Source organism: Nostoc sp. CHAB 5715 (genome assembly GCF_020829685.1).
GTDB lineage: Bacteria > Cyanobacteriota > Cyanobacteriia > Cyanobacteriales > Nostocaceae > Nostoc.
The window spans coordinates 1-11,129 of the sequence record NZ_JAIVFR010000114.1 but is presented as its reverse complement, the minus strand read 5'-3'; the positions used below and the strand labels follow the sequence as shown (position 1 = coordinate 11,129).

Below are 11,129 nucleotides of genomic sequence, written 5' to 3'. Positions count from 1 at the left end.
CAGCACTTGCTTCAGTTTCTCAAACGTGCCAATGAAACAACGATTCATTTGCTAAATATTATTAATGATTTACTCGACATTTCTAAAATCGAAGCAGGTAAGCTTTCTGTAGTCACCACACCTCTTGACCTCCGACAAATATTGCTAGAGGTGATTAATTTACAATCAGTTAATGTTCAACAAAAAGGCTTGCAATTGAAATGCGAGTTAGATTCTCAAGCAATACCAATTAAGGCAGACGCAGCAAAACTGAAGCAAGTGCTGATTAATATTATCGGTAACGCCACTAAGTTCACTGACGCAGGAAGCATCACTATTGCCACAGAAATTCAACATAGTAATGGTAAATCTCAAGTGGTGGTAATAGTTAAAGATACAGGTATAGGAATTGATCCCACTCAACAACACAAACTATTTCGCCCCTTTGTGATGGTGAATGGCACAACCAGCCGCCAGTTTGAAGGGACTGGATTGGGACTAGCAATTTCACGAAACTTAATCGAACTTATGGGAGGTAGCATTACTCTTGAGAGTACGGGACTTCATCAAGGTACGACACTGAAAATTACCTTACCCTTGATTGATATCTCGCTGTTACCTGTTGCCAAGAAAGAAGAAAATGTAGGGGATCTTGGATTTTCCTCTGTGAATGATGCGGCAAAAGCAAGTCACTACCCTAGCCTACAGGAGTCTGGGAGAAGTCCTTCCTTGAGTATTAACAAATCTGTAAAAGCAGATGTAGACAAAGAAAAGTCCTCGAAGTTCCAGGTGTTACTTGGGAACGAGACTTACGAGATTAGTCTTTCGCCGCAGCAAACTCTCTTGGTAAGTCTTCCAAAAGGGGGAGTTTGTGCAAACCTCACTTTAAAAAGCTAATTTTGTCAACTACTTCAAGCAATTTAACCAGAGTTTTTCTAGCTCATGGTTTGTAACCTACAGCTAGCATCACAGAAGTGGGAATTTCCACACCACTGTCCGTGGCATACTTTGATGCTTCATTGATATAGGACTTACGCACACTCTACGAATTCTCGGCGCTCTTGGCGTCTTGGCGGTTCGATAAATTAAGCTTTTTAGCAATTTTTGCGTAAGTCCTATGATAATAGCATTCTCGATATTGCGCCGTTGCTCAAGGGTTTGCATTGCCAACATCGGGCCAAGACGCGCCGTACTCACAACATTGGAAAAAAGAGAGAGTACCGTAGCTACTTCCAAACAAGCAAATGCGATCGCTCAACCAATACAGTTCAGTTAACGCTAAAAACCTTAAACTGTGTAGCGACTGTTTTAAAAGTCAAGCGTAGCGGAGTACCTCAACACGACTTTGAAGTACCTCAAAACGACTTTGAAGTACTTCAAAACGACTTTGAAGTACCTCAACACGACTTTGAAGTACCTCAAAACGACTTTGAAGTACCTCAACACGACTTTGAAGTACCTCAAAACGACTTTGAAGTACCTCAAAACGACTTTGAAGTACCTCAACACGACTTTGAAGTACTTCAACACGACTTTTAAGTACTTCAACACGACTTTGAAGTACTTCAACACGACTTTGAAGTACCTCAAAACGACTTTTAAGTACTTCAACACGACTTTGAGGTATTTGTTGCTTATATAGCAATACCTTGGCCATACGTGTCAACTTAACGTAAGAGTCATGTCCCGCAAGGAACTGAAGTTCCTTGCTAATAGCGAAAGTCATCTAAAGATGACTAAATAATCCGAAAAATCTTTAGTCTACTTTAGTAGACTTTAGCTATTAGCCTGGAACTTTAGTTCCAGGCGGGTGAGTCAGCCAACAGTTAAGCTATTTCTAGGCTTTTGTTGACACCTATGGGCAATGCCATGCCCCTACGAGAAATCTATATGTATCAGGATTTTCGTGAATTGGTATCAGATTAGGCTTTATCTACTTTGAGAGTTCTGGCGTGAAGAGAATGCGGCTTTCACCAATGCTACCAAATGCAGGTGTAGACCAGCGATCAACTACTTTGCCCAGAATTGACATTTCTTGAACTAAGCGGTCAAATTTATCAGGGGTGAGAGATTGTGGCCCATCGGATAAAGCTTTTGCGGGATTGGGATGAACTTCAATCATTAAGGCATCTGTACCAGCTGCTAAGGCAGCCATTGCCATTGATGGAACATATTCAGACCTACCAGTACCATGACTAGGATCAATCATAATCGGTAAATGGGTAAGCGATCGCAATACCGGAAGCACTGATAAATCTAAAGTATTCCGAGCATATTTGCCATCAAAGGTTCTGATTCCCCGTTCACAAAGAATCACATTGGGATTTCCAGATGCCAAAATATATTCTGCCGCCATCAGCCACTCGTCAATTGTGGCAGACATCCCCCGCTTGAGTAGCACGGGTTTATCTTGAGCGCCTACCTTTTTGAGCAACGAAAAGTTGTGCATATTTCGCGCTCCGATTTGGATTATGTCAGCTACTCTCGCCACTGCTGATAAATCGGCAGCATCCATGAGTTCTGTGACGATACCCAAACCAGTAGCTTCCCGCGCTGCTGCTAACAAATCTAAAGCGCTTTCACCATAACCTTGAAAGGCATAAGGTGAAGTGCGAGGTTTATAGGCTCCACCACGCAGAAACTGCGCTCCTGCTGCCTTCACCCGCTTTGCCGTTTCGACAATCATCGCTTCATTTTCAACGGAACAAGGCCCAGCTACCACCACGATCGGATGATGTTCGCCGAAATAGACACGACCGTTAGGCGTAGGTACAACAACCTCGCTGGCTTCTCCATGTCGGAATTCTCGACTTACCCGCTTGAAAGGTTGTTGCACCCGTAATACTTGCTCAATCCAAGGGCTGAATTCCTGAACCTGTAATTTATCGATGCTAGTGGTATCACCAATTAGCCCCAGCACAACTTTATGAGTGCCAACGCTTTTTTCTACCGTGACTCCCCAAACATCACTCAGTTCTTGGCTGATGCGAGTAATTTCCTCAACAGGCGTACCGTTCTTAAGTATGATAATCATCTGTTTTTCCTTGTGTTTTTGGGTGTAATGTCATGTCCGGTCGTAGGGGCATAGCAATGGTCATTGGTGTCAACTTAAAGGTTAACTGTTGGCGGACTCACCCGCCTAGAACTAAAGTTCAAGGCTAATAGCTAAAGTCTACTGAAGTAGACTAAAGATTTTTGCAGATACTTAGTAATCTTTAGATTACTTTTGCTATTAGCAAGGAACTTAAGTTCCTTGCGGGACATGGCTTTTACGTTAAGTTGACACCAATGAGCAATTCTAAACCCCTACCGCGTGGTCTATTTACCTGAAAATAGCTGTAATTATCGATCTGGTGAGCGGGTCACTATATTATGCACTAATCTTCAAACCCACAACCGAGCCGGTAGAAGCGTACATGCGACGCACCATGAATCTTCTCCTCAAAGGTATTGGGAATGGCGCATAGGGAATGGGGCATGGGGCATGGAGAATAGGGGGATGAGGGAGATGAGGGAGATGAGGGAGAACAATTAATAACCAATGCCCAATGCCCATTCCCAACTTGTTGCCAAAATAACTTTTCAGGAATGGTTGTAAATGAGATGATGGATTAATTAGAGAAAAGGTGAACAATTGTTATTTTTCTCCTTCCGCTTCTGGTTCCAAGATGGCATTACAGTATTGAATGAGAGTAGTCAAGCGATCGCTAATTGTTTGAAGTCTCGTTTGTGCAGTAGATGCTTGCCGCGCTCCTTGCAAAAACATCACATCTATTGCCAACAGGCGCAGTTGCTTGCTCATTTCCGTTTGATAAGACTGCACTCGCCAGTTTTCATCAGCCAAAGGCACAATCTGCTGCCCAAAGAATTGCTGCAACGAGGCTACACGCTGCCGCAGTTCAGGGGCAACAATTTGGGTAGTTGTGGCATCGGAACGTAATTGCTCTAGCAAGGTTACGAGTGCCAGATATATCTCATGATTTAAAGACATCCAGTGCTAGTTAAGATAGTATTAATGTCAAGTTATTTTTCTTCTACAATAAACTTTCTTAAACACTTATCAGCACTAAAAGCCTCAAATCGTTATTTGAGGCTTTGTTTGCCATCAATGGATTTTCTTTATGATCCTTGAAACTCAAATTGGATGACTACCGGACGCTCCTGCGGACGCTCGTACCTCGCTACCGCTCCGCTAACGCTGCGCTATCGGCAATTGGAAAATCATCCTTACACTGTTTTTTCTACCCATCTCTGGGCGACAGCATCTTTTTACGGCGATGCTGGCAGTTTTATTTATCATTCACTTATCTACGATCCTATCTCAACCCAATTGTATGAGCAGTCTAGCTATAAATTCATCAGTTGATCTTGCTATTCCAGAATGGTTAAAGAAATGTTTGAAGGAGTCATCCACAAGTAGCGGCACACCGGAAGATGACCGAAGGTATAATGATGCAGTCTTAATTGGTCGCGCATTTGAATTTGCTTACCAACTGCATCAAGGTCAATACCGTAAATCGGGAGAACCATACATTGCTCATCCCATCGCTGTAGCCGACTTGCTGCATGACTTGGGAGGCAGTGCTGCTATGATAGCAGCTGGATTTCTTCATGATGTCGTTGAAGATACAGAAGTCACAAGTCAAGAAATTGAAGAACGCTTTGGCCCAGAAGTGCGGCAATTGGTTGAAGGTGTCACCAAGCTTTCTAAAATCAATTTCACCAGCAAAACCGAAAGCCAAGCCGAAAACTTCCGGCGGATGTTTTTGGCAATGGCGCAAGATATTCGGGTAATTGTAGTGAAATTGGCAGATCGTTTGCATAATATGCGAACTTTACAATATATGTCAGAAGCCAGCCGCCGCCGCAGTGCCCAAGAAACGCGAGATATTTTCGCACCTTTAGCCAATCGCTTGGGGATTTGGCGAATTAAATGGGAACTGGAAGATTTGGCTTTTAAGTATTTGGAACCGGAAGCTTACCGCCAAATGCAAGAGCATGTTTCCGAAAAACGGACGGCGCGAGAAGAGAAATTGGCTAAAGCTACGAACATGTTGCAAGAGCGTTTGCAGCAAGCCGGAATCCGCTTTCAGGATATTAGCGGTCGTCCCAAGCACCTTTATAGCATTTACCAAAAAATGCACCGCCAGCAAAAGGAATTTCATGAAATTTACGATTTGGCAGCGCTGCGGATTATTGTTCAAACCAATGAGGAATGCTATCGGGCGTTGGCGGTGGTTCATGATGCTTTTCGCCCAATTCCTGGGAGATTTAAAGACTACATTGGACTGCCAAAACCTAATCGTTACCAGTCGTTACATACTGGGGTGATTGGACTAACTGGCCGTCCTTTGGAGGTGCAAATTCGGACAATCGAAATGCATCATATCGCCGAGTATGGAATTGCCGCCCATTGGAAGTACAAAGAAACAGGAGGTTCTAGTATTAGCCATTTGACAGCGACAGATGACAAGTTTACTTGGCTGCGGCAGCTGCTGGAATGGCAAACTGATCTCAAGGATGCACAAGAATATCTTGATAGCGTCAAAGATAATCTATTTGAAGATGATGTCTATGTCTTCACTCCTAAGGGGGATGTTGTTCCTTTAAGCCCCGGTTCTACCACTGTAGATTTTGCTTATCGCATTCATACCGAAGTGGGAAACCATTGTTCAGGGGCGCGGGTGAATGGGCGAATGGTATCTCTGTCAACGCGGCTACACAATGGCGATATTGTAGAAGTTCTTACCCAAAAGAACAGCCATCCGAGTTTGGATTGGTTAAACTTTGTCAGAACTTCGGCGGCGAAATATCGGATAAAACAATGGTACAAGCGATCGCGCCGGGAAGAAAATGTCGCCCGGGGACGGGAATTGTTAGAAAAGGAACTTGGTAAAACTGGTTTTGATAGTTTGCTAAAGTCGGATGCGATGGAGACTGTCGCCCAAAAGTGTAACTACCACAGCGTGGACGATTTACTTGCCGGTTTGGGTTACGGAGAAGTAACGTTGAACTTAGTGCTAAATCGTTGGCGAGAAGTGGCGAAGGGACAACAACCAGTTTCCACCATCTCGCCATTTATTCCCAAAGAACCAACTACATCAAAAGCTTTGCGGGATGCACCTGCGACTATCTCTCGCTCCAATGATTCGCCAATTATTGGGGTAGAGGGGTTGGTGTATTATTTAGCTGGGTGTTGTACCCCGATTCCTGGCGAACCAATTATTGGTGTAGTGACGCGAGGTAGGGGGATTTCAATTCATCGCCAAGGCTGCAATAATCTGGAAACTGTGGAGTATGAGCGCTTAGTACCAGTTAGATGGAACCCAGCCGCCGAAAATAGTGGTCGTCCGCATACCTACCCAGTGGATGTTCAAATTGAAGCTCTTGACCGCGTAGGGGTACTAAAGGATATTTTGTCACGGTTGAGTGACCAAGGAATCAATGTCCGCCATGCTCAGGTGAAAACCTGTGTTGGTCAACCTGCATTAATGGATTTAGGAATAGATATACGCGATCGCTCTCAATTAGAGCAAGTCTTCGTCCAAATTAAAAAAATGAGCGACATTTTGAATATCCGCCGCGTTGGCCAAATTGACGAGTAGATGAGCCTGTAGGGTGCGTTACACTGCGTTAACGCACCAATTTTAAGTTGGGATTTCATTTTCAAATTTTGCTGAAATAATCAGCCCTCATACCGCAAGGCAAAAGTCACGCATTCACGCATTCACGCATAATTGTATTCCGAGCTTCTTGCGCCATTTGAAATGCTATGTTTATTTCCGCGCCCACTGTACTAGTCATAGCCCGTCGTAGACATCGCTTTTAATGGCAAAATTACTGTAAATGAGAGGTTAGTGAAAAAACAGCTTCTTGCTGAACTAATTACTTTAGCTTATTTCATCATCAACGCAAGAGCGATCGCTTAACCAAGTAGATTATGGTTACAGAGTAAGATAACTCAACATCCTCAAGTTTTTTATTATCTTATTTATCTAAGCTTTATTATAGCAATCCTATCTGATTTGTGAAAATTCTCAGTGTCCAGATCCCCGACTTCGTAAAAGTTGTCGGGGATCTAACTTTTCACGAATGATTTAGGATTGCTATAAGAGACGCAAAAAACACAATGTTTCTACTTTTTATATAATTCTAATTTGCAAATATTTGCATCAGTATACTTACAAGAGTATAGATGTACTACCATACATAAAATCCGTGCTATCAGCAATCTGTAATTTTTTTACTGAGGCTACATTGAGCATGACCTAAAAAATATAAAAATTTTATAAAGTATGTCCAAACTTCTGGTTAGTCAATATCACACAGAAGTAGAAAGAATTATCCAGTATGGCGGCTCGCGTAAAGAAACATCGATTCGGGTTGCATTTCAAAACTTAGTTAATGAATATTGCAAACCTAGAGAATTTAGACTTATTCCTGAACTAGATTATAAAACACCTAGCGGCAAACTTATTTATCCAGATGGCACTGTTAAAGATGCTTTGCGTTTGGATTGGGGTTACTGGGAAAGTAAAGATGAATATGATAATTTAGATCAAGAAATTGAGAAGAAGCTAATAAAAGGCTACCCAGATAGTAACATTCTGTTTGAGGACTCGCAAACAGCAGTTTTAATTCAGGGTGGACAAGAAACCATGCGCGTCCCGATGAAAGATGCTGACGCGCTGGATGGAATAATTACATATTTTATTAATTATGTACGCCCGGAAGTTAAAGATTTTCGTGAGGCGATTGAAACTTTTAAGGAAGATTTACCGACTGTTTTAAATGCTTTGCGTGACTTAATTGATAGTCAAATTGAAACAAACGCAGCTTTTCAAACAGCGAGGGCTAAATTTTGGAATATTTGCAAAGAATCAATTAATCCTGAAGTAACTTTGCTGGATGTTAGAGAAATGATGATTCAGCATATTTTAACTGAAGATATCTTTATCAGCATCTTCAATGAATCTCAGTTTCATCGAGAAAATAATATTGCTCGTGAATTAAAAACTATCATCGATACCTTTTTTACAGGTAGCACTAAAAAGAATACTCTTGGTGCTATTGAGCGTTACTATGGAGTTATTAGAAGAACTGCTGCGAATATCTACAATCATCATGAAAAGCAGAAGTTTTTAAAAGTGCTTTATGAGAATTTTTACAAAGCATATAATCCGAAAGCGGCTGACAGGCTAGGTATTGTATATACACCAAATGAAATTGTGCGCTTCATGATTGAAAGTGTAGATTATTTAGTTCATAAAAATTTTGGTAAGCTGCTTGCAGATAAAGATGTCGAAATTTTAGATCCGGCTACAGGAACTGGGACGTTTATTACTGAATTGATTGATTATTTACCTAAAAATAGTCTCGAATATAAATATAAGCATGAGATTCGTTGTAATGAGGTGGCAATTTTACCTTATTACATCGCTAACTTGAATATTGAATACACCTATAAGCAAAAGATGGGTGAATATCAAGAGTTTGAAAATCTCTGTTTTGTAGATACGCTGGATCATACATCATTTGCAGGTAAACAATTAGATTTGTTTGCTATAAGTGTAGAAAATACTGAAAGAATTAAAAGGCAGAATGAAAGTAAGATATCGGTGATTATCGGGAATCCTCCATATAATGCTAAACAAGAAAATTTTAATGACAATAATTCTAATCGCTATTATGGAGAAATAGATAAGCTCATAAAAAATACTTACATCAAATATAGTAAAGCTCAGAATAAAATTGTTGTTTATGATATGTATACTCGTTTTATTCGCTGGGCAACTGATAGATTAAGCAAAAATGGCATTTTAGCATTTATCACTAACTCATCATTTATTGACGCTAGGACATTTGATGGTTTTAGAAAAATTGTAACTGATGAGTTTAGTCATATTTACATTATTGATTTGCATGGAGACGTTAGGAAAAATCCTAAAATATCAGGAACTACACATAATGTTTTTGGTATACAAGCTGGTGTTGCTATTATATTGATGGTCAAGAGGGAAAGCAGCAACAGTACACCTTGTAAAATATTCTACAATCGTCGCCCTGATTTTGATACAGCAGAAACTAAATTAAAATTTTTAGCTGAAACTAAATTTACTGATATTCATTTTGAACATATTACACCAGATAAAAATCATAACTGGATTAACCAGACAGATAATGATTTTGATAATCTTTTACCATTAGTTGATAAAGATGTAAAAGCTGGCAAAGCACAGGAAGCAGTTTTTAAGTTATTTTCTAGAGGAGTTGCAACCCAAAGAGATGAATGGGTTTATGATTTATCAGAGCAAAATTTAGTGGAAAGAATGAAGTTTTGTATAAAAGTTTATCAAAAACAATTGGTTATTCAAGATTTTGAAGAACTTTCACAAGAAATCAAATGGGATGAAGATTTAAAAAGCTACTTGAAAAGAGGAATAAAAAAAGATTTTAAAGCAAGTAGTATCAAATCAAGTCTCTCTAGACCTTTTTACAAGCAGTATTTATACTTTGACAAGCACTTCAATGGCAGAACATATCAATGGTTTGATATTTTTAATGGAAATGATCTACAGAACAAATATATAGCTTTTTCAGCTTTGGGAAATACTAAACCATTCCATTGCTTGGGGAGCAACTTATTAATTGACTTGCACCTAACAGGAGATTCTCAATGCCTTCCCCTCTACCGCTACGACAAAGACGGCAACCGCATCGACAATATCACTGACTGGGGATTAACCCAATTCCAAACCCATTACAAGGACTCGACAATTACCAAATTAGATATTTTTCACTACACCTATGCCGTCTTGCACAATCCTGCCTATCGCACTAAATACGAACTTAATCTAAAACGAGAATTTCCCCGCTTACCCTTCTACGATGACTTTCACCAATGGGTTAACTGGGGTAAACAGTTGATGGATTTGCACATCAATTATGAAACTGTCGAACCCTATCCTTTAAAACGAATTGATTTACCTCTCGCTAAAAATAGGACACCAAAGACAAAACTCAAAACCGATGCAGCCAATGGAACCATTATTTTAGATGATGTCACGACTCTAGAAGGTGTCCCTAATATTGCTTGGGAATATCGCCTTGGCAACCGTTGTGCTTTAGAATGGATTTTAGATCAATACAAAGAAAAGAAACCTAAAGACCCTACTATTGCTGAAAAATTCAATACATATCGCTTTGCAGATTACAAAGAACAAGTGATTGATTTACTACAAAGAGTCTGCACTGTCAGCGTGGAGACAATGCAGATTATTCAACAGATTGAGTTGTAATTGATTCGTTATTTTTCGGGAACAGACTAATCAATGTGCGTGGAGACAAAATTTGTGGCTATAGGGAATACTTTGGCAGCGATGGTAAATCGTATTAAATAATTCGTAATTCGTAATTACGAATTACGAATTATTTAATAGACTTTCTTTAGTTATTCTCAGGGTTGAGTTCGCTGATTTCTCTGCATTTAGCCTCTGCGGCTTGATATGCTGCCAAGTAGTCTTGGCCACCTAACATGACATCACCGTAATATTCATAAGGTGGATCGCCATAGATTGGCAATGGATCATCTTCTGGATAATCTTCTTTGGATTCTTCAATGATGGCTTTCAGTTTTTTAACGGTCAGCCTTTGTGCTGCAAAATACCAGAGTTCTTGGGGATTTTTGTTTAGGTGCGGTAATGTGGGATCGATAATGCGGACATCGGAGGCGTCACCTATCTCAATCCAACTGTGTTCAATCGGTCTGTATGGTTTCCCTGCAAAAGCTAAAAATCCCTGAATATATCTTGCTCCCTCGGTGGATAATGCTGCTTTGTAAGCATTATCAAACGGAGTGCTAGCTCTGCTGTTTATTTGTTCAGCAATTTTGATTGACAGCGTTTCATCCAATAGTTTGTTCATCAATAGCAAGGATTAGAGCAGCCATGAAAATATACTATCATTGCTACTTACCGTCTTGCTTGAGGAGACTTTAATTTTATGTTTATCTATAAAATCACGGGTTTTTCGGGGGAGTAAGTTTTATCCGAGTCATCTTTGGACGACAGGGACTTCCACAACAAACTTGTCCAGAAGGCATATTAGTAAAAACAGTACTACGAGCGCCAAAATGGAGCTTTAGAGTTCAG

At 40.4% G+C, this 11,129-nt stretch carries 9 protein-coding genes and 1 pseudogene; 4 read left to right on the top strand and 6 right to left on the bottom strand.

All coding sequences use genetic code 11. The features are described 5' to 3' along the window. Nucleotides 1–876 (top strand): HAMP domain-containing sensor histidine kinase (locus tag LC574_RS08805; RefSeq protein ID WP_267871462.1); only part of this gene is annotated, 876 nt, incomplete at its 5' end. Between the two features lie 220 nt (nucleotides 877–1,096). Continuing rightward, nucleotides 1,097–1,255 (top strand): hypothetical protein, encoded by a 159-nt coding sequence (locus LC574_RS08800; RefSeq protein WP_229452954.1) that lies wholly within the window; start codon nucleotides 1,097–1,099, stop codon nucleotides 1,253–1,255. 32 nt (nucleotides 1,256–1,287) lie between these two features. Here LC574_RS08800 and LC574_RS08795 read toward each other — a convergent pair whose 3' ends face one another. From LC574_RS08795 to patD, 4 genes are all read right to left on the bottom strand, one after another. Next, nucleotides 1,288–1,593, bottom strand: coding sequence for a hypothetical protein (locus tag LC574_RS08795; RefSeq protein WP_229452952.1), 306 nt, complete (start codon nucleotides 1,591–1,593; stop codon nucleotides 1,288–1,290). A gap of 319 nt (nucleotides 1,594–1,912) precedes the next feature. Further along, nucleotides 1,913–3,013 carry a 3-deoxy-7-phosphoheptulonate synthase gene (aroF, locus tag LC574_RS08790; protein ID WP_229452951.1) on the bottom strand — a complete coding sequence of 367 codons (1,101 nt, stop codon included), beginning with the start codon at nucleotides 3,011–3,013 and terminating at the stop codon, nucleotides 1,913–1,915. Between the two features lie 343 nt (nucleotides 3,014–3,356). Next, nucleotides 3,357–3,521: a hypothetical protein gene (locus LC574_RS08785; RefSeq protein WP_229452949.1), complete on the bottom strand. Its 165-nt coding sequence runs from the start codon at nucleotides 3,519–3,521 to the stop codon at nucleotides 3,357–3,359. Nucleotides 3,522–3,616: 95 nt separating this feature from the next. Continuing rightward, nucleotides 3,617–3,970 (bottom strand): heterocyst frequency control protein PatD, encoded by a 354-nt coding sequence (gene patD, locus LC574_RS08780; protein WP_229452947.1) that lies wholly within the window; start codon nucleotides 3,968–3,970, stop codon nucleotides 3,617–3,619. Nucleotides 3,971–4,313: 343 nt separating this feature from the next. Between patD and LC574_RS08775 the strand changes: the two genes are divergently transcribed. Next, the gene (locus tag LC574_RS08775; protein WP_229452945.1) at nucleotides 4,314–6,584 is read left to right on the top strand and encodes a bifunctional (p)ppGpp synthetase/guanosine-3',5'-bis(diphosphate) 3'-pyrophosphohydrolase; all 2,271 of its coding nucleotides are present in this window, start codon (nucleotides 4,314–4,316) and stop codon (nucleotides 6,582–6,584) included. Nucleotides 6,585–7,274: 690 nt separating this feature from the next. Then, nucleotides 7,275–10,277 (top strand): type ISP restriction/modification enzyme, encoded by a 3,003-nt coding sequence (locus tag LC574_RS08770; RefSeq protein WP_229452943.1) that lies wholly within the window; start codon nucleotides 7,275–7,277, stop codon nucleotides 10,275–10,277. 148 nt (nucleotides 10,278–10,425) lie between these two features. Here the strand turns inward: LC574_RS08770 and LC574_RS08765 are convergent, their stop codons facing one another. Together LC574_RS08765 and LC574_RS08760 are read right to left on the bottom strand one after the other, a co-directional pair. Then, on the bottom strand, nucleotides 10,426–10,902 hold the full coding sequence (locus LC574_RS08765) for a hypothetical protein (RefSeq protein WP_229452941.1): 477 nt from the start codon (nucleotides 10,900–10,902) through the stop codon (nucleotides 10,426–10,428). A 94-nt stretch (nucleotides 10,903–10,996) separates the two neighbouring features. Continuing rightward, a pseudogene (locus tag LC574_RS08760) lies at nucleotides 10,997–11,107 on the bottom strand (colanic acid biosynthesis acetyltransferase WcaF); the annotation flags it as partial. Nucleotides 11,108–11,129: the final 22 nt, after the last annotated feature.

Coding starts and splice junctions, on each gene's coding strand:
- LC574_RS08800 (WP_229452954.1), top strand. CDS start 1,097: ATGATAATAGCATTCTCGATATTGCGCCGTTGCTCAAGGGTTTGCATT.
- aroF (WP_229452951.1), bottom strand. CDS start 3,013: ATGATTATCATACTTAAGAACGGTACGCCTGTTGAGGAAATTACTCGC.
- patD (WP_229452947.1), bottom strand. CDS start 3,970: ATGTCTTTAAATCATGAGATATATCTGGCACTCGTAACCTTGCTAGAG.
- LC574_RS08775 (WP_229452945.1), top strand. CDS start 4,314: ATGAGCAGTCTAGCTATAAATTCATCAGTTGATCTTGCTATTCCAGAA.
- LC574_RS08770 (WP_229452943.1), top strand. CDS start 7,275: ATGTCCAAACTTCTGGTTAGTCAATATCACACAGAAGTAGAAAGAATT.
- LC574_RS08765 (WP_229452941.1), bottom strand. CDS start 10,902: ATGAACAAACTATTGGATGAAACGCTGTCAATCAAAATTGCTGAACAA.